This window comes from Agromyces larvae (assembly GCF_022811705.1).
In the GTDB taxonomy this organism is placed as follows: domain Bacteria; phylum Actinomycetota; class Actinomycetes; order Actinomycetales; family Microbacteriaceae; genus Agromyces; species Agromyces larvae.
Genome location: NZ_CP094528.1, coordinates 2714487 through 2737104, shown reverse-complemented (window position 1 = coordinate 2737104; position 22618 = coordinate 2714487). Strand labels below are relative to the sequence as shown.

The window sequence follows — 22618 nt, the reverse complement described above, 5'->3', positions numbered from 1 at the left end:
ATGTCGGAGCTCAGCGAGGACACCGCCCTCCGCCGATTCCTGCTGGGATTGGCGGAGGGCATGCTCGCGGCCGACGACGGCGTCGACCGCGTCGGCGACACGATGCGCGAGGTGAGCCGGGCGTACGGGCACGACGAGGTCGACTTCTTCGTGCTGCCGACCCTCACCCTCGTCGAGACCGGCGGCGGCGACACCCCGAAACTCGGATTCCGCACCTCGTCGCGCGCGAAGCTCCGCTTCGACCAGATCGCCGCCCTGTACGAGCTCATCGCCCGGGCGAAGCAGGCGGCGATCGATCCGCGCGACGGCATCGACCGGCTGAACGAGATCGGTGCGATGAAGCTCGAGCGGCACTGGGGCTGGCGCGTGTTCGGGCACGCGCTGCTCACCACCGGGCTGGCGCTGCTCTTGGCACCGACCTGGCAGGGAGCACTGCTCGCGTTCGGGCTCGGCGCGGTGCTCGGATTCGCGAAGCTGATCCGATCGCCCACGCTGCAGCTCGTGTTCCCCGTCGTCGCGGCGTTCGTGTCGGCGCTCGCCGTGTTCCTCCTCGCACCGGCGATCGAGGTCGGCGACCCGATCCGACTGATGATCGCGCCGTTGGCGACCTTCCTTCCGGGCGGTGTGCTCACGACCGCCGTCATGGAACTCGCGGCCGGCCAGATGGTCTCCGGCGCCTCCCGGCTGGTGACCGGCCTCGTCACGCTCGGGCTGCTGTCGTTCGGCATCATCGCGGCGGGCACGATCATCGGCGTCGGCTCGTCGTCGTACGTGCCGCTCGTGACGACCGAGTCCTTCCCGTGGTGGGCGGCGCCCTTCGGCCTGGTGTTCTTCGCCGTCGGCAACTATCTGCATTTCGCGGCGCCCGCGCGCACGTTCTGGTGGGTGTTCCTCGTCATCCTCGTCGCGTACGTCGGGCAGACGATCGGCGGGTGGATCTTCGGGCAGAGCCTCAGCGGCTTCATCGGCGGGTTCGTGATCGCGCCCGTGGTGCTGTGGATCGCGAGCCTGAAGCACGGTGCGCCGTCGCAGCTGACCTTCCTGCCGGCGTTCTGGCTGCTGGTGCCGGGCGCGGCTGGGCTGGTCGGGCTCACCGAGGCGATCCAGAGCCCGAACGGGGCTACCGAGGACTTCGCGGCCGCGCTGGTGTCGGTCATGTCGATCGCGATCGGAGTGCTCGTGGGCACCGCCGGGTATCGCTTCGTCGAGCACGGTGCCGAGGAGGTGTCGAACTTCCACGTCGACGTGCCGGCACTGCACGAGACCGAACGACCGCCGCTGTGGGCGCGGCTGCTGCCCGGGACACCGCGGTCGTTCTGGCGGCGTCCTCACGGGGAACTCCCCCCTTCCTCCGAGGCCGACGGCACGTAAACTCTCACCCGTGACTTTCGCAGAGCCCTCGCCCGATGCCGCCGACGTGCGCCGCCGGCTCATCGACCACATCTCCGCCGACGCCGTCTTCCACGGAGACTTCACGCTGACCAGCGGCAAGAAGGCGACCTACTACGTCGACCTGCGCAAGGTGAGTCTCGACCACCGGGTCGCGCCGCTCATCGGGCAGGTCATGATCGACCTCATCGCCGAGGTTCCCGATGTCGCCGCGGTCGGCGGCATGACGATGGGCGCCGACCCGATCGCGGCCGCGGTTCTGCACCAGGGTGCCGCCCGGGGCCTCGCGTACGACGCCTTCGTCGTACGCAAGGAGCCGAAAGACCACGGTCGAGGCAAGCAGGTCGAGGGGCCCGACCTCGAGGGCAAGCGCGTCATCGTGCTCGAGGACACCTCGACCACGGGCGGCTCGCCGTTGAAGGCGATCGAGGCGCTGCGCAAGGTCGGCGCCGAGGTCGTCGCCGTCGCCGTCGTCGTCGATCGCGACACCGGCGCACGCGAGGTGATCGAGGCGGCGGGCGTTCCCTATCTGTACGCGATCGGCCTGGCCGACCTGGGGTTGGCCTGATGGCACGGCACGAATCGCTCCCCGGCGGCGACCCGCTCGACCTGCGCGGTGCCGACTCGTTGCTGCGCGAACTCGCCAACGGCGGCCGGGCGACGCCGCAGGCCGCGCCGGCGCAGCCCTCGGCCCCCGCACCGTATCCCGAGCCGACGCGCTCGCCCTACCCCGAGGCCGGGTACCCCGCCCCGCGCCGCACGTCCGCTCCTGAGCCCGCGCAACCGGCCGCACCGTCGCCGACGCGCGGCGAGCAGCCCGACTGGTTCTCGCTCGCCGAGCCGGTCGCCCCGCCCGAGCCGCCGCGCGCCCCCGAGCCGGTCGCCGGGCAGTTCTCGGTGCCCCCGCGCGGAGCGCCCTTCCAGGGCAGCTCGGTACCGCCGACGGCTCCGCCCGCGGCCGCCGGTCCGGATGCCTCGTGGGGTGCGCCGCCCGCACCGGTTCCCGGGCCCGCCACTCCCACCGCACCGTACGCGCTCACCTGGGGTGAGCCCGAGCGGCGCCCCGACCTGGGCACCGAAGAGGGGTTGCGGTCCGCGTTCCGCCGACTCGCGGACCCCGATGCACTCGCGGCATCGCAGCCTCCGGTGCCTCCGGTGCAACCGGTGCCTCCGGCGCCTCCGGCGCCGGTTGCGCCCGCTGCGCCCCCTGCATCGGCTCCGGCCGCGCCGTGGCAGGGTGAGCAGGCGCCGGTTGCGCCGTGGCAGGCCGAGCGGGCACCCGTTGCGCCGGTTGCGCCGTGGCAGGACGAGCAGTCGTCGGTTGCGCCTGCCACGCCCTGGCAGGCCGAGCAGTCGTCGGTTGCGCCTGCTGCGCCGGTTGCGCCGTGGCAGGCCGAGCAGTCGTCGGTTGCGCCTGCCACGCCCTGGCAGGCCGAGCAGTCGTCGGTTGCGCCTGCCGCGCCGTGGCAGAGCGAGCAGCCTCCCGCACAGGCGACCCCGCCGGCACCGTCGGCCGAGGCACCCGCCGAGGCGACCGCCGGTCAGCCCGAGCAGGACTTCGATCCGACCGACCCGTTCGCGGGGTTCACGCCGCCGCCGGTCGCGCGCAGATCGTTCACGCCGCTGCCCCCCGACGGTGCGCGATCCGCGAACGACTACAGCGCCGAACTGTGGTCGGCGCTGAACGAGCCCGAGCCGACGCCGTGGTCGCCCGACCCCGTCACCCCTCCCGCTCAGCCGCAGAGCTGGGAACAGCCGCAGCCGCAGAGCTGGGAACAGCCGCAGCCGCAGCCGCAGTCGTGGGACGAGCCGCAGTCGCAGCCGAAGAGCTGGGAACAGCCGCAGCCGCAGCCGCAGAGCTGGGAGCAGCCGCAGCCGCAGTCGTGGAACGAGCCGCAGCCGCAGCCCCAGAGCTGGGAGCAGCCGCAGCCCCAGAGCTGGGAGCAGCCGCAACCGCAGCCGTGGAACGAGCCGCAGGCGCAGCCTCAGCCGGAGTCGCAGGGCTGGCATCAGCCCGAACCCGACCCGCAGTCGTGGAGCCAGCCCGGAGCGCAGCCGCAGCCGTGGGATCCGCCTGCCGCGCCGCAGGGCTGGGAGCAGCCCGAGCAGCAGACGCAGGGCTGGGAGCAGCCCGAGCAGCAGACGCAGGGCTGGGAGCAGCCCGAGACCGCTCAGTCGTGGGATCAACCGCAGGCCTGGGAGCAGCAGCCCGAGCCGGCGCAGCAGACGTGGGGGCAGCCGGTCGAACCGGTTCAGCCCGAAACGTGGGATCCGTCGCCGCAGAGCTGGGATGAGCAGCACGCCGAACAGCCCGGATCCTGGCATCAGCCGGTCGAGCCGCAGTCGTGGGATCAGCAGCAGTCGTGGGATCAGCAGCCCGAGCCGGCCCAATCGTGGAACCAGCCCCAACGCTGGGACGAGCCTGCCGAGCAGCCCCAGGCGTGGGAGCCCCAGCCGCAGGGCCCGCAGAGCGGGCAACCTGCTGCACCGCAGTGGCACGAGTCGCCACAGCCCTGGTCGCCGGAGGAGCCGGCGGCCGCGAGCGACGATGCCGGATTCCCGTTCCTCGAGGTGCGGGGTCCGAGCGACGCCGGCGCCGCGGCCGCGTCGGGGTGGACCCTCGGCGGTGAGCTCCCCGAGCTCGCCGATGAACCCGATCTGGCCGCACCCTCATGGGAGCAGTCGTCCGCGCGCGGGCAGTTCGGTCGACCCGAGCCGGTCGACGACGTGCTCGCAGCCCTGACGGGCGGCGCTGCCGCGAAGGCGCCGGCATCCGAGGCATCCGACTGGCCCGCTGCGTTCGGTGCCGCACCGGCCGGATACGACGACCCGCCGCAGCGCGAGCCGCTGACGACGACCGGATCGTTCGACGGCATGTCGGCGCTGGGATTCGACGCGCTCACCGAAACGGGTGAGTTCGCCCGCGGCGACCTCGTCGCGTACGACGATGCGCCCGACGAGCCGCGGGGGCTCCGGGGCTGGTTGCAGCGTCGTCGTGACGAGCGCGACGCCGAACTCGATGACGACGACGAGTATCCGGCCGACATCGGCGAGCCCGTGTACCAGTGGGGCCTGCGGCCCGACCCCGGCTTCGTCGACCCGCGTGTGGGCGGCACGTCGCCCGTTCCGCAGTTCCACGAGCCGCAGGCGTTCAGGTCCGAGCCCACGCCGACGGCGCGGTTCGACGTCGCCGCCTTCGCCGCGGCCGATGCGCCGCGTGACCCCGCGACCGGTGGGGAACCCCTCCCTCAGGATCCGGGCGACTGGTTCCCGGCGTCGACGCCGGCCGGTGGCGGCGCGCCGTTCCCGGCCCCGCCGGCGGCGGCACCCGGTGGCGGCGGCGGTTTCCCGGGCGGCGGCTACGGCGGCGGCAACGGCGGCTCCGGCGGCTACAACGGCGGCTCCGGTTCGGGCGGCGGCGATCGCGGCCCGGGTGGCCCGGGTGGCGCGGGCGGCGGCAGCGGCTCAGGCGGCAACCGCGACGGTTCGGGCCGAGGCCTCCGCCCGCTGCTGTGGATCGCGGGCGGCCTGGTGGCCGTGCTCATCCTGGTCGGCCTGTTCATCCTCGGTACGCGACTCATCGGCGGTGCGACCGAGGCGTCGCCCTCGCCGGCGACCACGCCGACCGAGACGGCGGCGCCCGAGCCGACCGCACCCCAGCCGGCCGGCGCCCACGCCTGGGACACCCTGTTCGGCGGCGAGTGCCTCGATCCGTTCACCGATCCGTGGGCCGAGGAGTTCACGGTCGTCGACTGCGCGCAGCCGCACGCGGCCCAGCTCGTCTACCGGGCGAGCGTGAACGCCGACCCGGCCGCGGCGTTCCCGGGTGAGGAGGCGCTCGCCGCGCAGATCACCGCGACCTGCACCACGGCGGGCATCATCGACCAGGCGGCGGCCGCGGCGGTGCCCGACCTGCAGGTGCAGGGCACGTTCCCGGTCACGCAGGAGCAGTGGGATTCGGGGCAGCGCAACCTGTACTGCTTCGTGAACCGCTCGGGCGGCGAGCCGATCACCGGAAGCCTGCAAGGCCCCGGCCCGGCAGCATGAGTGCAGCCGGCCGCGTGGTCGTGGTCGGGTCGCTGAACGTCGACTCGACCGCGTACGTGCGGTCGTTCCCCGCGCCCGGCGAGACGATCACCGCGCACGGCCTGCGCGTCGCGCTCGGCGGCAAGGGCACCAACCAGGCGGTCGCGGCGCACCGGTTCGGCGCCGACGTGGAGTTGCTCGCGCGCGTCGGCGACGACGCCAATGCGCGGCTCGCGCGGGACACGCTCGCGGGCTTCGGCCTGGCGACCGACGGGCTCGGCATCGAACCGGATGCTCCGACCGGCGTCGCGCTCATCACCGTCGCCGACTCGGGCGAGAACACCGTGATCGTCGCGAGCGGTGCGAACGAGCGGATGTCTCCCGCCGTCGTCGCCGGCGCGCGCGAGCGGGTCGCCGACGCGGGCGCGGTGCTGACCCAGGGCGAGCTTCCGGTCGCGACGATCGAGCGGATCGCCGAGGTCGCCCGTGAGGCCGGCACCCGGTTCGTGCTCAACCTGGCCCCGCCCGTCGAGGTGTCGCCCGACACGCTCGCGGCCGCCGATCCGCTCGTGGTCAACGAGCACGAGGCGCGTGCGGTCGGCATCGAGCCGGGCGATGCGATCGACGGATGGCTCGCCGCCGCGTCGGCCGCGGTCGAACGCGGGCTCGCGCAATCGGTAGTGGTCACGCTGGGGGCGGCGGGTGCGGTCGCAGCCGAACGCTCCGACGCCGATGGGCGCGTGACCGCGTGGACGCAGCCGGCGCCCGAGGTCACCCCGGTCGACACCACCGGCGCGGGCGACGGCTTCACCGGCACGCTGGCCGCGGCGCTGGCCGCGGGGCATCCGCTCGTCGATGCCGTGCGCCTCGCGACCGCAGCCGGAGCGCTCGCCGTGCAGCAGCGCGGCACGGTCGACTCCTACGCCGACCGCGACGCGGTGGTCGCCGCCGCGGACGCCCTCGAGGGTGCCGCGTGAGCCTCCCCGTCATCCTCGACTGCGACCCCGGCCACGACGACGTCTTCGCGCTGTGGTTCGCGGCGGGGCATCCGACGCTCGACCTGCGCGCCGTGACCACCGTCGGCGGCAACGTGCCGCTCGAGTTCACGCAGCACAACGCGCGCGTCGCACTCACCGTCGCCGGTGTCACCGATGTGCCGGTGGCGGCAGGGGCATCCGGACCGCTCGAACGTGCGCTGCAGACCGCCGAGTGGATCCACGGAGCCAACGGCCTCGGCGGCCCTGAACCGCCCGAGCCCACGGTGCCGCTCGACCCGCGCACGGCGACCGAGCTGATGGCCGACACGCTGGCCGAGGCATCCGAACCCGTCGCGATCATCGCGACCGGGCCGATCACCAACGTCGCCGTCCTGCTGCGCGACCGGCCCGAGCTCGCACCGCGCATCCGCGAGATCGTCTGGATGGGCGGCTCCACCGAACGCGGCAACGCGACCCCCTACGCCGAGTTCAACGCGCTCGTCGACCCCGAAGCGCTCGACCTCGTGGTGCGCAGCGGCGTGCCGTTCACGATGGTCGGCCTGAACGTGACGCACACCGCGCTCGTGACCGGTGCGGTGCGTTCGCGGATCGCCGCGCTGGGCAGCCGCACGGGCGCGTTCGGCGACGAACTGCTCGACTTCTTCTGCCGCACCAACGACGAGGTGTTCGGCATGCCCGACGGCCCGCTGCACGACCCCGTCGCGGTCGCCGTGCTCGCCGACCCGGGCTGCGTCGAGGTGGTGCGCACCCGGCTCGACATCGAGCTCGCGGGCACCGAGACGGCCGGCGCCACCAGCGTCGATTTCGACGGGATGCTCCGCCGCGAGCCGAACGCGAACGTCGCCGTCGCGCTCGACGTGCCGCGCTTCTGGGACGCGGTGCTGGAGGCGCTGGCGCGGTTGGGGTGAGGGATGGGTCGCGGCAGGCGACCATCCACGATGCATCCCCGTTCGTCGACGATCACGCGTGTCAGAGCGTCTACAAGACATCCAGATGTCTTGTTCGCGCAAATGACTGAGCATGACGGCGCGTGACCCTGGATGGCACCGTATTTCGCATTTCGTGCGGTTGTGACGGGCGTGCTCGCAGCGTCCCACAGGACGGCTCAACATGGTGATTCGCCCGACGCGATCCGCGTCGCGGGCGCCACCCCAGAAGGAGCCGTCTCACCATGACTCACCGACCACGAATGCTCGCACTGCTCGGCGCAGGCGCCGTCGCGACCCTCGCGCTGGCCGGCTGCGCTGGCGGCACGGAGAGCGCAGCTCCCAGCGATGGTGGGACGCTTGTCTATGCGACCGGCAAGGACATCAGCTGCCTCGACCCGCACGTCGGTGGAGACATGCCGCAGGCCTCGATCGCCGCCCAGTACCTCGATTCGCTCGTTTCGCAGGATGCGAAGGGCGACATCCACGAGTGGCTCGCGACCGACTGGACAGTCTCGGATGACGGCCTCACATGGACGTTCACGATCCGCGACGATGTGAAGTTCACCGACGGGACTCCGGTCGATGCCGCTGCCATCAAGGCGAACCTCGACCACATGGTGGACCCCGCGACACAGTCGGGCACGGCAGGCGGATACTTGAAGCCTTACGTCTCGAGTGAGGCGGTCGATGCAACGACCCTCGTGGTGACGCTCAACCGGCCGTATGCGGCTTTCCTCGAAGTGCTCGCGCAGCCGTTCCTCGGGATCCAGTCGCCCACCGCGCTCGCGCGGAGCCTCGACGAGAACTGCACTTCTCCGGTCGGCAGCGGCCCGTTCAAGATCGTCGCGTACACGCCGCAGCAAGAGGTCGTGCTCGAGCGGAACGAGGATTACAACAGCGCGCCTCCGTTCGCCGAGCACACCGGAGCGGCCTCGATCGCGAAGATCGTCTGGCGCATTATCCCCGAGAATGCGACGCGATACGGGGCGCTCCGGACCGGAGAGGTCGACGCCATCGACTTCCTGCCGCCCGAGAACTTCGCAGAGGCGGAAGCCGACGACCGGATTGCACTCAACCTCAACGATCGCCCGGGCAACCCGACTTCGCTCGCCCTCAACGTGCAGCGCGCACCCTTCGACGACCTCGACGTGCGCAAGGCCTTCCTGCTATCCGCGAACACGAAGCAGAGCGTCGAGAGCATCTTCCTCGGGACGGCAACCTACTCGGGCGGACCGCTCAGCCACGTCACTGGGTTCTACTCATCGGACTTCGAGGATGCGTTCGCATATGACCTGGATCAGGCGAACGATCTGCTGGACAAGGCCGGATGGTCGACCCGCGACGGGGACGGCTATCGGACGAAGGAAGGCAAGCGCCTCACGGTTTCGCTGCCCCTGACACCGGCTGAGAACCCGGCCGCGCTCGTCGAGTTGCTCACGCAGATCCAGGCGAACGTGAAGGACGCTGGGTTTGACCTCGAGATCGACAATGTGGACAGCGCGACCGGATTCGAACGGAACAGCACCTTCGATTACGACCTGCGCAGCCAGTACTGGAACACGAACACCGCGGACGTCCTCCGTATCGTGTTCTCGACGGAGTACCTTGAGTCGGCCGGATGGATCCCCAATGGATCGGGGTACAGCAACCCCGAACTCGACCAGATCCTGAACGACGCGCTCGCGACCACTGACCGCGATGCGCGCGAGCAGCTCTACTACGAGGCGCAGCGCATCATCAGCGGTGACGCTCTGCAGCTGACGCTGTACTCGCAGAGTACGCAGCTCGCGAGCCGTGCCGACAAGGTCGATAACGTCATCGTCGAGCCCTCGCTGTCGCTTCCGTACCTGTACGACGCCGCAGTGACGAGCGACTGATGTCAACGCTGCAACAACTGGATGCTCCGCGAGCCGGCGCGGTCGCGGAGCATCCAGCGGTCGGAACGTCCGGACGTTGGTTGCGTCGTGTGCTCGTACACGTGTTCGGCTCAGTCGTCGTGGTCCTCGCCGTTGTCACGATCACCTTCTTCGCGTTGAAGCTCGTGCCGGGTGACCCGGCACTGATCATTCTGGGGGCGTCGGGTGCTGCACCGAGCGAGGAGACCGTCGCGGCGACTCGCGCGCAGTACGGTCTCGACCAGCCGGTGTTCATCCAGTTCGCCAACTACATGATCGGCCTCGTCCGCGGTGACCTCGGGGTCTCGTACATCTATAAGTCGCCCGTCGCGCCGCTCTTGTTCCCGCAGGTTTGGCCGACGCTGCAACTCACGATCGTCTCGATCGTTCTCGCGTGGGCGCTCTCCCTCGCGCTGAGCTTGCTCACAGTGCGCAGAGGGCGGTTTGCCGATGCCTTCGGACGGGGAGTTGAAGTGCTGTTCGCCGCGATCCCGCCTTTCTGGATCGCTCTTACCCTCCTCGTGGTCTTCGCGTTCACCCTCGGATGGTTCCCGGTTGCAGGAAGCGAGGACCCGCGATCGATCGTCCTCCCCGCGCTCGCGCTGGCGATCCCGCTGGCGGGCTTCCTGGCACAGGTGACGAGGGAGTCGTTCGACGACGCGCTTTCCCAGCCGTACGCGTTGAGTGCGCGTGCCCGCGGAGCGAGCGACCTGCGGGTGCGCATCGTCCACGCGCTGCGCCACGCGCTTCTGCCGGGGCTCACTCTCTCGGGATGGGCGATCGGCTCGCTTATCAGCGGTGCGGTCGTCGCCGAGGTGATCTTCGCCAGGCAGGGGCTCGGAAGGAGCCTCGTCGACGCGATCGTCAAACGAGATGCACCGATCGTGCTCGCAGTGGTGCTGCTGATCGCGGTCGTCTACATCGTCGTGAACCTCATAGTGGACCTGCTCTACCGAGTGGTCGACCCTCGCATCGCACAACGGGAGGACTGAATCGTGGTCGTCATCCAAACCGATGCTCGAGTCGCGACGAGACCGAATCGACTCGTCGCGGAACTCCGTCGGACCCCGCCCGGCGCGGTGGTCGCTGGTGTCTTCCTGTTTCTGATCGTCATCGCCGCCATCTGGCCCAGCCTGCTGCAAACGCACGATCCCTTCGCAGTCGACGCCACCGGTAACTTCGCCGCGCCCGGTCTGAGCCACCTCTTCGGCACCGACCAGAACGGTCGCGACGTGTATTCGCGGGTGGTGGAGGGCACGGCGCAATCGTTGCTCGTCGGAATCGGCGCGACCGTCGTCGGCCTCGTGCTCGGCGCCGCGCTCGGGGTGACGGCGGGCCTGGCCCGAGGACGCACAGACCGGGTCATCGCGCGCGTGCTCGAGGTGCTCTTCGCGTTCCCGAGCCTCTTGCTCGCGTTGCTGTTCATCGTCATCGCAGGCTCGGGCGTCGTCACGCTCGTCTTCGCGGTCGGCATCGGCACGGCGCCCGGGTACGCACGCATCCTGCGGGTGCAAACGATCTCGGTGACGGGCTCGGCCTACGTCGAGGCGAACGTGATCCTCGGCCGGAGTCCGGCGCACATCCTTCGCCGAACCATCCTCCCGAACGTCGCCCGACCGCTCCTCGCGCTCGCGACGTTGGGCGTCGGACAGGCGATCGTCTGGGCGTCAGCGCTCAGCTTCCTCGGGCTCGGCGCCGAACCGCCTGCGGCCGAATGGGGCACGATGCTCGCCGACGGCCGTAACTACGTGCAGCTCGCCTGGTGGATCGCGGTGTTCCCCGGGCTCGCGATCACCGCGAGCGCGCTCGCGACCACTGTCGTCGGGCGTCATATCCAACGACGGATCGAAGGGAAGGCCTGAGATGACGCACCTCGAAACACCAGCGGGCGAGGACCTCGTCAGTGTCGAAGGGCTCGACATCGGGTTCGACACACCGAGCGGGCGGGTGCAGGTCGTGCACGACGTCACCTTCACCGTGCGGGCCGGACGAGCGCTCGCGCTCGTGGGCGAGTCGGGGTCGGGCAAGACCGTCACGGCGAGAAGCCTGCTCGGCCTGAGCGGTGAGGGCGCGACCGTCACCGCTCGCCGGCGCGACCTGCTCGGGAGGGACGTGCGGAACCTCGACGAACGCGCCTGGCGGAAGATCCGTGGCCGCCACGTCGGATTCGTCCTGCAGGACGCGCTCGTGTCGCTCGATCCGCTTCGAACGATCGGTCAGGAGATCGACGAGGGGTTGCGGATCCATCGCTTCGGCTCGAAGCCGGAGCGCGGTCTGCGTGCCATCGACTCGCTCGTCCGCGCGGGGGTACCGGAGCCCGAACTGCGCCGCGACCAGCGGTCGGGAGAACTCTCGGGCGGTCTGCGCCAGCGTGCCCTCATCGCACAGGCGATCGCGCTCCAGCCTCGGCTGATCATCGCCGACGAACCGACGACGGCACTCGACGTGACCGTGCAAGCGCAGATCCTCGACTTGCTCGGAAGTCTCAAAGCAGACGGGAATGGTCTCCTGGTGATTTCCCACGACCTCGCGGTCGTCGCCGAACTCGCCGACGAGGTCGCAGTGATGCAAGATGGTCGCATCGTCGAGCACGGTCCGACCGAGCAAGTGCTCGGCGACCCGCGGCATCCGTACACGAAGCGCTTGCTCGCGGCGGTCCCGGCAGCCCATCCCAAGGGCACCCGACTGTCCGAGCTCCCGCCGGCCGAGATCAGACCCCGCACGCACCGGCCCTCGGAGCTGTCCGAAGCCGCGCCTGCGATCGAGGCCGAAGGCCTCGTCAAGCGGTACCGGGGCCCCGATGGCCGCATCCGGACCGTCGTGGACGAAGTCGGATTCACGTTGCGTACCGGCACCTCGCTCGGGATCGTCGGCGAATCGGGTTCGGGCAAGTCGACGACGGCGCGTCTCGTGCTCGGATTGATCGCGCCCGACGCGGGGCAGGTGCGGATCGGCGGACTCCCGTGGGTCCCCTCCGGGGAACATGATCGGCGGCCGCATCGCCCCGAGATCCAGCTCGTCCAGCAGGATCCCCTGAGCGCCTTCGATCCGCGTCACACCGTCGAGAAGGTCCTGCTCGACGCGCTCGATGCCGGCGGAGTGCCGCGCTCTGCGCGGGCCGATCGACTGACCGAGCTCCTCGACCAGGTGGGACTCGCCCGAGTGCTCTCCACTCGCGTGCCGCTCACACTCTCTGGTGGTCAGCGGCAACGCGTCGCGATCGCACGCGCGCTCGCGGTCGAACCGAAGGTGCTCGTCCTCGACGAGCCAGTGTCTGCGCTCGACGTCTCGATCCAGGCGCAGGTCCTCGATCTGTTTGCGGACTTGCAGCGCGAACTCGGGCTCAGCTACCTCTTCATCAGCCACGACCTCGGCGTCGTGCGACACGTCGCGGACGACGTCCTCGTGTTGAAGGACGGCCGCGTCGTGGAGTCCGGGTCCGTCGACGACATCTTCGAGCACGCGCAGCACGACTACACGCGGACTCTGCTCGATTCGGTGCTCAGCCTTCCGACCGGGACCGGCGGCCAGGACGACGGCGGCGACCCGAATGGGAGCACGACCGGGAACCGCGAGCTGGAAGGAGCGATCCGATGAGACCGGAGTGGACGAAGGGCGGCCCTGGAGGAAACATCTCGCGATCGGCTCTTCACGCATGGACCGTGGCTTCCCGGGGATCAGCCAGCGCCGCCCGCGGCGCGTTCATCGACGCGAAAGCGTTCCAGAAAGCCGAGGTCGGCAGATGAGCCGTGTGAGTGAGATGAGCAGTATCCGGGCGTCGGCTTCCGACGTGTCGCGATTCCAACCCGTGTTCGATCGGATCGCCGAGGACGCCGTGCAGCGCGAAGTCGAGCGGCGGTTGCCCCACCGCGAGGTCGGCTGGCTGCGCGATGCAGGATTCACCGCCGTGACTGTTCCGCAGTCGCTCGGCGGCCTCGGAGCGTCCGTGACCGAGCTCTTCCGCCTGCTCATCGAACTCGGCGAGGCGGATTCGAATATTCCGCAGTTGCTGCGGGCGCACTTCACGGCGGTCGAAGGGTGGCTCGTGCAGCCGCCGTCGCCCGAGCGGGACCGACGCCTCCGGCTCGTAGCCGAGGGCGCCGTGTTCGGCAACGCGAGCCACGAGCGGAGCACGGCGGGTGTGGGCGACTACGTCACCCGACTTCGCTGGCACGGTGACGAGTTGCTGCTCGACGGCGTGAAGCACTACAGCACCGGATCGATTTTCGCCGACAGGATCTGGGTCGCCGCAGTCGACGAGCTCGGCGACCACGTGAGTGTCGTCGTCGACGCAACGGCCGAGGGCGTCACCCGGAACGACGACTGGGATGGCTTCGGACAGCGGTTGACGGGCAGCGGGACGACGCGTTTCGAGAGCGTCGTCGTCGATCCGAGCGAAGTCGCTCCGCAACAGGACGGCCCGACGCATATCACCGGCTTCCTGCAACTCGTGCTCCTTGCGAGTCTCGTCGGGGTGGGGCGAGCCGCGCTTCGCGACGCCATCGACTTTGTCAGGAGCCGGACCCGCGTCTACAGCCAGGGCCTCGCCACCGCCGCTGTCGATGACCCGCTCGTTCAGCAGGTCGTCGGTCGCATCTCGGCACTCGTGCAAGCGGCCCAATCGGCCACCCTCGCGGCGGCAGCCGCGGTCGAAGATGCGCACGATGCGATTGGGGGCGGCGAGTCACACATCGAACCGTTGCTCCGTCGAGCGGAGCGCGAGACTGTCCAGGCGCAACTCATCGTCACCGATCTCATCCTCCAGGCGACGACGTTGCTGTTCGAAGTAGGCGGGGCTTCAGCCACGAGCGAATCACGGCGACTCGACAGGCACTGGCGGAACGCTCGCACTGTTTCATCGCACAATCCGGCGATCTATCAAGCTCGCGCGCTCGGCCGGGAGCTCCTCACAGGCGATGGTCTCATCTACTCGTGGAGCACAGGCGAGAGCCCGAGAGGGGCCTGACACCCCGGCCGCTCCGCCTCATCGCATCCATCCCGGCCTTCGAGCCGGACGCACCCGCCGTACCGAACCGAACCCAGGAGCAGATCGCATCATGACCACCCCGCTGCACTTCAACGCGTTCGTGATGAACACGAACTCCCACATCCACCACGGCCAGTGGCGGCGGCCCGACGCCGGCCAGGTCGACTTCGAGAACGTCGAGCTCTGGATCGACCTTGCGAAGAAGCTCGAAGCGGCGAAGTTCGACGCGCTGTTCTTCGCCGATGTGACCGGTGTGTACGGCGATGCCGATGCCGACTTCGACGTGTACATCCGCGAGGGTCTGCAGATCCCGTCGAACGACCCGATTCCGCTCGTCGCCGCACTCGCGGTGCACACCTCGCGCATCGGGCTCGCCCTCACCTCGAACGTCGCGCAGAGCCACCCGTACCAGTTCGCGCGGCAGGTTTCGACGCTCGACCACATTTCGAAGGGCCGGGTGGCATGGAACATCGTGACGGGACTGCAGGACAACGGGGCGCGCAACTTCGGATACCCCCGCCTCACCGACCACACCGAACGCTACGCCTGGGCGGAGGAGTACGTCGATGTCGCCTACAAGCTCTGGGAGGGCTCGTGGGACGACGGCGCGCTGCTCAAGGATCGTGAGCGGGGCGTGTACTCCGATGCCTCGAAGATCCACAAGATCAACCACGAATCCGCGCGGTATTCGGTGCAGGGGCCGCACCTGCCCTCGCCGTCGCCGCAGCGCACCCCCGTGCTGTATCAGGCAGGGTCGTCGACGTCGGGGCGTGCGTTCGCGGCCAAGCACGCCGAAGCGACCTTCATCATCGCGCCGACCCCGGCGCTCGCGAAGCAGCTCATCGACGACACGCGTCGGCAGGCGGTGGAAGCGGGTCGCCTGGCTTCCGACATCAAGTTCTTCCAGGGGCTGTCGTTCGTCATCGGCGACACCGAGGAGGAGGCGCAGGCGAAGGCCGCCGAGTACGAGCAGTACGTCTCGATCGACGGCTATCTCGCCCACTCGGCGCTCGTCGACAAGACCGGCCGCGTCTACGACCCCGACACCCCGCTGAAGGACGTCGACACGAACACGGCCAAGGGCTTCGGCGAGTGGGTCTCGAAGGCGATCACCGACCGCGAGCCGCTCGTGCGCGATGTCGCCCTCCTGATCTCGCGTTCGACTCGCGTCGTGGGGACGCCCGAGCAGATCGCCGATGCGCTCGAGGAGTGGCAGGCGGCCGGCGTCGATGGCATCAACGTCATCAACTGGGTCATCCCCGGCTCGTTCGAGGAGTTCGCCGAGAAGGTGCTGCCGGTCCTGCGCGAGCGCGGGCTCGCCCAGCGCGAGTACGGGCCCGAGCCGACGCTGCGCGGCAGCCTTTTCGGTGCCCCTCGTCTGAACGAGCGGCACCCGGCGGCGAAGTACCGCGGGGCGTTCCGACCCGGCGGATGGGCAGCGGTGGAGGCCGCCCGAGCGGGCGCCTCGGAACTCGCGCAGTCGGATACAGCGGGTGATGTCGATGCCGCTACCGGACTTCCGCTCGAGGCTGACGGACAGTCCGCAGCATCCCCCCGACCCGGAACCTCCGGCGACGTCGAGCTCTCGGCCGAGGCGGCGAGATGAGCGAGGTGATCGCGGCGTCGCGCCTGGCAACCGCGAGCGCTCGCCTGGCACCGGTCTTCGCTCGGATAGCCGAGACCGCGGGTGCTCACGAGCGGGCCGCTACTCGACCGTACGACGAGACGCAGGCGCTCGCCGACGCAGGCTTCGGTGCGCTCCGGGTGCCGACAGAACTCGGAGGCGGCGGTCTGACGGTCGCCGAGTTCTTCGCCGTGCTCGTTGACCTCGGTGCCGCCGACTCGAACCAGCCGCAGATCTGGCGCAACCACATTGCGTTCGTCGAGGATCGACTCGCTGGCGGAACCGATCGCGACCGGCAGTGGCTCGCGCGAATCGCCGGCGGTACGGTGATCGGCGGGGCGTGGTCCGAGACCGGCACTGCGTCGATCCTGGGTGAGACGCGACTCGAACGGGTGGACGGGATCCTGCGGCTGAACGGGGTGAAGTACTACAGCACGGGTTCGATCTACGCCGACCATGTCGGCGTGCTGGCCCTCGGTGACGATGGGGCACCCGTGATCGCGCTGGTCGCGTCCGATACGCCCGGCGTCGAACTGATCGACGACTGGGGCGGGTTCGGGCAGCGCGCGACCGGCAGCGGTACGACGCGGCTGATCGACGTGCCGGTCGCCGACGACGCCGTGTTCTCGTTCGACGACCGGCACGTGTCGCAGGAGGCCGTGTACCAGCTCGTCCTGCTTGCTGCGCTCGCCGGCGTCGCCCGTGCGGTGCGCGACGACGCGGTGCAGCGGGTGATCGCTCGCACGCGGTCGTATCCGCATGCGCTCGCGCCGAATCCGCGTGACGATGCCCAAGTGCAGCAGGTGGTCGGCCGGATCGCGGGGCACGCCGCCGCGGCCGAGGCCTCGGTCGAGCGGGGTGCGCGCGCGGTCGATGAGGTGTGGCGCACGATCGGTACCGGCGGCGACCTGCAGGCCGCCGCGAGACGAGCGGCCGTCGCAGTCTACGAAGCGCAGCTCACGGCAACAGATGCGGCGCTGCATGCGTCGACGCTTGTATTCGATGCTCTCGGATCATCGGGGGTGCAGGCCGATGCGGCGCTCGACCGGCACTGGCGCAACGCCCGCACCCTCACCTCGCACAACCCGCGCATCTACAAGGAGCGGGTGATCGGGGCGTATCTGTTGAACGGAACCGATCCGCTCAGCATCTATACGATCGACCAGCCGGATGCCGCGGCGCGCGTCGGGACATCCGATGACGATGGGGCATCCGATGAGAGCGGGGTATCCGATGAGATCGGAGCATCCGAACCGACCGGCGTCTCAGACGAGCCGGAGGCATCCGCGTGACCGAGAAGAAGCAGCTCATCCTGAACCTCTTCGAGATGGCGTGCATCAGCCACATCTCGCACGGCTTGTGGCCGCTGCCCGGCAACAACCGGCACCGGTTCGATGAACTCGAGTACTGGACCGAACTCGCGCTCATCCTCGAGGACGGCGGGTTCGACGCCGTGTTCCTCGCCGACGTGATCGGTGCCTACGACGTGTTCCGCGACGGGCCCGAGACGGCGCTTCGTGAGGGGCTGCAGAGTCCGAACCTCGACCCGCTCCTCATCGTTCCCGCGATGGCAGCCGTCACGAAGCGGCTCGGGTTCGGCGTGACGTTCTCAACGACGTACGAGCCGCCGTTCGCGTTCGCACGCCGGGCGTCGACGCTCGACCATCTCACAAAGGGTCGTTTCGGCTGGAACATCGTCACCAGCTACCTGCCGAACGCTGCACGCAACTTCGGGCTGGATGGTGAGATCCCGCATGACCGCCGCTACGAGCTCGCCGACGAATACCTCGACGTGCTCTACAAGCTGTGGGAGGGGTCGTGGGATGACGACGCCGTGGTCTACGACCGCGAGCGGCGTATCGCGACCGACCCGTCGAAGGTGCGGTACATCGACCACGTCGGCGAGACGCACCGCGTCGCCGGCCCGCATATCGTGCACCCATCGAGGCAGCGCACGCCCGTGCTGTTCCAGGCGACGGGATCGCCCGCAGGCACCGAGTTCGCCGGTCGGCACGCCGAACTCGTCTTCACGGGCGGGCGGACGACGGAGGAGTTCCGTGCCAACAAGCGCAACATGCAGGAGGCTGCAGTGCGCAATGGCCGAGCGGCCGAAGATGTGAAGTTCATCGCCAGCGCGGTCGTCGTGGTGGGCCGCACCGAGGAGGAAGCGGCCGACAAGTGGCGGCTCTTCCAGGAGCACGCGTCGATCGACGGGTACCTCGCGCACGCGAGCCTGCCTGTCGATCTCACGACGGCACCGCGCGACATCAGTGTCGCCGAGGCGATCGAGCGGTCGGGAAAGCAGCTCGATCGAGCCCCCATGCTCCCTCTGCATCTGACCGTCGGCCAGCTCCTCGACAGTCTCGTGGGCGGGCGCCGTGAGCGGTTCCACGTCGTCGGCACGCCGAAGGTCGTCGCCGACGAGATCGAGCGCTGGCTCGATGTGGACGGCATCGACGGGATCAACCTGCGCCAGTTCCACTCGTTCGGCACTGCGCAGGACTTCGCGGAGCTGGTCGTTCCCGAGCTTCGTCGGCGTGGAAGGCTCCAGACGGATGCCTCGGCGACGAGCCTGCGTGATCGACTGTTCGGTCGCGGTGACCGTCTGCCGGACACGCATATCGCGGCCCGCTACCGCGGGGGCGCGAACTTCGACGTGCCAGTGCCGCCGCTGCGGTTCCCGGTGGGCGGACAGGGCGCCGCCGCCTAATTCCGCTCGCCGCCAACTGACCGCACGCCCACCCTGAGGAGCTCCGCATGACCGCAGACCACCACGCCTCGATCCCCGACGTCGCGCTCGGCGACGGCCTCGTCGTGCCCGCCCAGGGGTTCGGCGGCATGGCGCTGAGCGGCTCGTACGGGCAGGTCGACCCCGATGCTGCGCTCGCGACCCTGCACCACGCGGTCGACGCGGGCGTGCGCTTCATCGACACGGCGAACATCTACGGCCGCGGCGAGAACGAGCGACTCGTGGCCCGGCTGCTCGCCGACCGGCGCGACGAGGTGGTGCTCGCGACGAAGGTCGGCATCCTGCCCCAACCCGATGCCGACGGCGTCCGGTTCCGCGGTGACCGCGCGTACCTCCGCGAGTCGGTGCGGGCGAGCCTGGAGCGGCTCGGCACCGAACGCATCGACCTGTACTACCTGCACCGAGTCGACCCGCGTGTGCCGATCGAAGACAGCGTCGGCGCGCTCGCCGAGCTCGTGACCGAGGGGCTGGTCGGCCGCATCGGCGTGAGCGAGGTCACTGCTGACGAGCTCGAGCGCGCTGTCGCGGTGCATCCGATCGCCGCGGTGCAGAGCGAGTGGTCGCTGTGGAGCCGCGACGTCGAGGCGCAGGTCATCCCCGCGGCACGCCGGCTCGGCGTCGGCTTCGTCGCGTACTCCCCGCTCGGGCGGGGCTTCTTCGCGGGCGGCGTGAGCTCCGAGCTCCCGGTCGACGACGCGCGTCGCCGGTTCCCCCGGTTCGGCGAGCAGGCGCTCGCGCAGAACCTGGAGGCGCTCGCCGTCGCCGAGCGCGCGGCGGAACGCGAGGGCCTCACCCGCGCACAGGTCGCGCTGGCGTGGGTGTACGCGCGCGGGCGCGAACTGGATATCCCGGTCGTCCCGATCCCGGGCACGCGTCGGCCCGAGCGGATCGACGAGAACCTCGTCGCGGTGGGGGCGAGACTCTCGGCCGAGACGCTCGCCGAGCTCGACGCCCTCGCCGGCCTCGTCGAGGGTGAGCGGGCGCCGTCGACCAACGGCATCTCGGCGTTCCGCGAGGCGGCCGCGCCGGTCGTGCCGGTCGGCTGACCTCGGGATCTGCGCGACCGGGGAGCTACCGGCCGGCCGACCGTTCCGCGGGGTCGAACCGCCTGGCCGGATGCCCCGTGCCGGGGGATAGCCTGGCAGGGTGACCACGAGCGCGTCGACAGCCCCGGAGGGCTCGGCGCGCGCTGAGCTCGAGCGGCTCGTCGCGCGATCCGACCTGCTCGATCAGTGGCGCGACGCCCGGGGTCTGCCCGAGGCACCCGACCCCCGGCCGGCCGCCGTGCTGATCCTCTTCGGCGTGCTCGACGGGCGCCCGGCCGATCACGACGCGCAGGCGACGGCGGTGTCGCGCGACCTCGATCTGCTGCTGCTCGAGCGGGCGGCGACCCTGCGCTCGCACGCCGGGCAGGTGGCGTTCCCCGGCGGGCGACAGGACCCGGGCGACGACGGACCGGTCGCGGCCGCGCTCCGCGAGGCGCGCGAGGAGACCGGGCTGGATGCCACGGGCGTCGAGGTGCTGGGCACCCTGCCTGAGATCCCGGTGCCGGTGTCGGGCCACGTCGTGACGCCGGTGCTTGGCTGGTGGGCGCGGCAGAGTCCGGTCGGGGTGGTCGACGTCGCCGAGTCGGCGCACGTGTTCCGCACGCCGGTGGCCGATCTGCTCGATCCGGCGAATCGGTACACGACGGTGTTCCGCCGCGGAGGTCAGGTGTGGCGCGGGCCCGGATGGCTCGTGACCGCCGCCGGGGTCGAGCATCTCGTCTGGGGATTCACGGCGGGCATCCTCGACGCCCTCCTCGACGCGCTCGGCTGGACCGAGCCCTGGGACCGCTCCCGCGAACTCGAACTGCCGTAGCACCGCGCCACCGCCCCCGCCCCGCCCAACCTGCGCCACCGCCCGCCGCCCCGGCCAACCCGCGGCACCGCCCGCCGCCCCGGGCAGCACCCGCCACCGCGGCGCTGCGCCAGTTCGGCGGGCTCCGCGCCAGTCGAGTTGGCGCAGGGGACGCGGAAGTGGCGCAGCGAGCGGGAAGACGGGCGGCAGGCTCCAGGCGCAGCGAGCGGGAAGACGGGCGGCACGCTCCAGTCGCAGCGAGCGGGAAGACGGGCGGCAGGGCGGGCGGCAGGCCCGCTCCGCTACAGCTCGGTCTCGACCGGTTCGGATGCCACGAGCTCGAACACGCCCTCGACCACCTCGTCGGGGCGGAACGGGTACTTCTCGATCTCGGCCTGGTCGCTGATGCCGGTGAGCACCAGCACGGTGTGCAGGCCCGCTTCGATGCCGGCGACGATGTCGGTGTCCATGCGGTCGCCGATCATCGCGGTGTTCTCGGAGTGCGCGCCGATCTTGTTCAGCGCCGACCGGAACATCATCGGGTTCGGCTTGCCGACGACGTAGGGCTCCTTGCCCGTCGCCTTGGTGATGAGCGCCGCGATGGCCCCGGTCGCCGGGAGCGGCCCGTCGGCGCTCGGGCCCGTGGCATCCGGGTTGGTCACGATGAAGCGCGCGCCGCGCCCGATGAGCCTGATCGCCTTGGTGATCGCGTCGAACGAGTAGTTGCGGGTCTCGCCGACGACGACGAAGTCGGGGTCGGTCTCGGTCATCACGAAGCCCGCCTCGTGCAGTGCGGTGAGGATGCCGGCCTCGCCGATGACGAACGCCGACCCGCCGGGCACCTGCTGCTTCAGGAAGTCGGCGGTGGCGAGCGCCGACGTCCAGAGCCGGTCTTCGGGCACGTTCAGCCCCGACGCGCGCAGCCGCGCGGAGAGGTCGCGCGCGGTGAAGATCGAGTTGTTCGTGAGCACCAGGTAGGGCGTGCCCGCGTCCTCCCACTGCTGCAGCAGCTCGGCGGCACCGGGCAGGGCGTGGTTCTCGTGTACGAGCACGCCGTCCATGTCGGTCAGCCAGCACTCGACCTCGTCGCGTCGTCCCATGCATCAAGCGTAGGGCGAAGGCTCGCGCCATCGCGCGCCGCGAGGACATCGGCGACTCCGTCGGTGATCGGCAGGCCGGTCGCGCGTTCCACGAACAACCACGATCCGGCGGGGTCGAGGTCGAGCAGCACGTGCTCGCCGTCGGCGGTGCGGCGCAGGTCGACGGTGGTGAATCCGAGGCCGAGGCGTCGGGCCAGTCCGACGAGCGCCTGCCCGAGGCTGCCGGGCAGTTCGGCCCGCCGCACCCGGGTGATCGAGTTGCCGCGCCGCAGCTCCCATGGGCGCAGCGAGTCGACGGCGTCGATCTCGGCGGTGAACACCGCGTCGCCCGCGATCGTGACGCGCAGGTCGACGCCGTCGATGTACTCCTGCAGCAGGGTGGGTGCGTGGCGCACACGGTCGAGTCGGGCCAGTTCGGATGCCTCGAGCCGATGCGTGTCGCCCACGCCCTCGCCGTGCGGGCGCAGCGACTTCGTGACCACGGCGCCGTGCCGGGTCGCGAACTCGCGCGCCCGGTCGGGGTCGCGGGTGACGATGGTGTGCGGCAGGGCGAAGCCGAGTTCGGCTGCGGCGGTCCACTGCAGCAGCGAGTGGCGGGCCGCGTCCTCGGCGGCGGGCGGGTTCAGCCAGTCGATCGCGAGCGAGGCGAGCACTCCCTCGAGCACCTCGTGCGACTCGCGCAGCGCGGCGACGAGTGCGGGGCGGGTGAACCGGCCGGCGACGGGCCGGCGCCACCAGCCGACGCCGGCGCGGGCGAGATCGACGTCGTCGTCGGCGGGCTCGGCGCGTGAGGCGGGCTCGGAGCGCGCGGCGATGTCGGCGCGCGAGGCGGGTTCGGCGTTCGCGCCGCGCTCGGAGAGCCCGTGGCGCCCGGCGCGCCCGGTTCGCAGGTGCAGTTCGGGGTGGTGTCCGGCGCCGAAGGCGAGTTCGAGCGAGCCGGCCCCGGCGAGGTCGGCGGTGTCGAGCCGGACGACGCGTCGGCCGGCCTCACGGAGTCGATCGACGACGGCGGTCGCGTGCGCATCGTCGCGCGCCGCCGCGACGAGGATCACGCGGGGGCTCCGGTCAGGGCGGGCACGTGC

The 22618-nt window shown here is 70.6% G+C and carries 17 protein-coding genes; 15 read left to right on the top strand and 2 right to left on the bottom strand.

The window, feature by feature from the left end; translation table 11 throughout:
* The 15 genes from MTO99_RS13185 (at position 1) to MTO99_RS13115 (ending at position 20457) form a co-directional block, all read left to right on the top strand.
* Positions 1-1371 (top strand): threonine/serine exporter family protein, encoded by a 1371-nt coding sequence (locus tag MTO99_RS13185; RefSeq protein ID WP_243554100.1) that lies wholly within the window; start codon positions 1-3, stop codon positions 1369-1371.
* 10 nt (positions 1372-1381) lie between these two features.
* Positions 1382-1957 carry an orotate phosphoribosyltransferase gene (gene pyrE / locus MTO99_RS13180; RefSeq protein WP_243554099.1) on the top strand — a complete coding sequence of 192 codons (576 nt, stop codon included), beginning with the start codon at positions 1382-1384 and terminating at the stop codon, positions 1955-1957.
* On the top strand, positions 1957-5436 hold the full coding sequence (locus MTO99_RS13175; RefSeq protein WP_243554098.1) for a hypothetical protein: 3480 nt from the start codon (positions 1957-1959) through the stop codon (positions 5434-5436). The genes pyrE and MTO99_RS13175 overlap by 1 nt, the downstream gene beginning before the upstream one ends.
* On the top strand, positions 5433-6392 hold the full coding sequence (locus MTO99_RS13170) for a ribokinase (protein WP_243554097.1): 960 nt from the start codon (positions 5433-5435) through the stop codon (positions 6390-6392). Before MTO99_RS13175 ends, MTO99_RS13170 begins: the two co-directional genes overlap by 4 nt.
* On the top strand, positions 6389-7321 hold the full coding sequence (locus MTO99_RS13165; protein WP_243554096.1) for a nucleoside hydrolase: 933 nt from the start codon (positions 6389-6391) through the stop codon (positions 7319-7321). Before MTO99_RS13170 ends, MTO99_RS13165 begins: the two co-directional genes overlap by 4 nt.
* 281 nt (positions 7322-7602) lie before the next feature.
* The gene (locus tag MTO99_RS13160; RefSeq protein WP_243554095.1) at positions 7603-9219 is read left to right on the top strand and encodes an ABC transporter substrate-binding protein; all 1617 of its coding nucleotides are present in this window, start codon (positions 7603-7605) and stop codon (positions 9217-9219) included.
* Positions 9219-10229 carry an ABC transporter permease gene (locus MTO99_RS13155; protein ID WP_243554094.1) on the top strand — a complete coding sequence of 337 codons (1011 nt, stop codon included), beginning with the start codon at positions 9219-9221 and terminating at the stop codon, positions 10227-10229. Before MTO99_RS13160 ends, MTO99_RS13155 begins: the two co-directional genes overlap by 1 nt.
* A 3-nt stretch (positions 10230-10232) precedes the next feature.
* Entirely contained in the window at positions 10233-11099 is an 867-nt protein-coding gene (locus MTO99_RS13150; protein ID WP_243554093.1) for an ABC transporter permease, read from the top strand.
* A 1-nt stretch (position 11100) separates the two neighbouring features.
* Entirely contained in the window at positions 11101-12834 is a 1734-nt protein-coding gene (locus tag MTO99_RS13145) for a dipeptide ABC transporter ATP-binding protein (RefSeq protein ID WP_243554092.1), read from the top strand.
* 211 nt (positions 12835-13045) lie between these two features.
* Positions 13046-14203, top strand: coding sequence for an acyl-CoA dehydrogenase family protein (locus tag MTO99_RS13140; protein WP_243554091.1), 1158 nt, complete (start codon positions 13046-13048; stop codon positions 14201-14203).
* A gap of 91 nt (positions 14204-14294) precedes the next feature.
* Positions 14295-15830, top strand: a complete 1536-nt coding sequence (locus MTO99_RS13135) for an NtaA/DmoA family FMN-dependent monooxygenase (RefSeq protein WP_243554090.1) — start codon at positions 14295-14297, stop codon at positions 15828-15830.
* Complete coding sequence (locus tag MTO99_RS13130; RefSeq protein WP_243554089.1) at positions 15827-17140, top strand: acyl-CoA dehydrogenase family protein; 1314 nt, start codon at positions 15827-15829, stop codon at positions 17138-17140. Before MTO99_RS13135 ends, MTO99_RS13130 begins: the two co-directional genes overlap by 4 nt.
* The gene (locus tag MTO99_RS13125; protein ID WP_243554088.1) at positions 17137-18558 is read left to right on the top strand and encodes an NtaA/DmoA family FMN-dependent monooxygenase; all 1422 of its coding nucleotides are present in this window, start codon (positions 17137-17139) and stop codon (positions 18556-18558) included. Before MTO99_RS13130 ends, MTO99_RS13125 begins: the two co-directional genes overlap by 4 nt.
* 47 nt (positions 18559-18605) lie before the next feature.
* Positions 18606-19643 carry an aldo/keto reductase gene (locus tag MTO99_RS13120; protein ID WP_243554087.1) on the top strand — a complete coding sequence of 346 codons (1038 nt, stop codon included), beginning with the start codon at positions 18606-18608 and terminating at the stop codon, positions 19641-19643.
* A 100-nt stretch (positions 19644-19743) separates the two neighbouring features.
* On the top strand, positions 19744-20457 hold the full coding sequence (locus MTO99_RS13115) for an NUDIX hydrolase (protein WP_435520759.1): 714 nt from the start codon (positions 19744-19746) through the stop codon (positions 20455-20457).
* Between the two features lie 281 nt (positions 20458-20738).
* Here MTO99_RS13115 and MTO99_RS13110 read toward each other — a convergent pair whose 3' ends face one another.
* Both MTO99_RS13110 and MTO99_RS13105 read right to left on the bottom strand, forming a co-directional pair.
* Entirely contained in the window at positions 20739-21536 is a 798-nt protein-coding gene (locus tag MTO99_RS13110) for an HAD-IIA family hydrolase (protein ID WP_243554086.1), read from the bottom strand.
* The gene (locus tag MTO99_RS13105; protein ID WP_243554085.1) at positions 21503-22588 is read right to left on the bottom strand and encodes an ATP-grasp domain-containing protein; all 1086 of its coding nucleotides are present in this window, start codon (positions 22586-22588) and stop codon (positions 21503-21505) included. Before MTO99_RS13105 ends, MTO99_RS13110 begins: the two co-directional genes overlap by 34 nt.
* Positions 22589-22618: the final 30 nt, after the last annotated feature.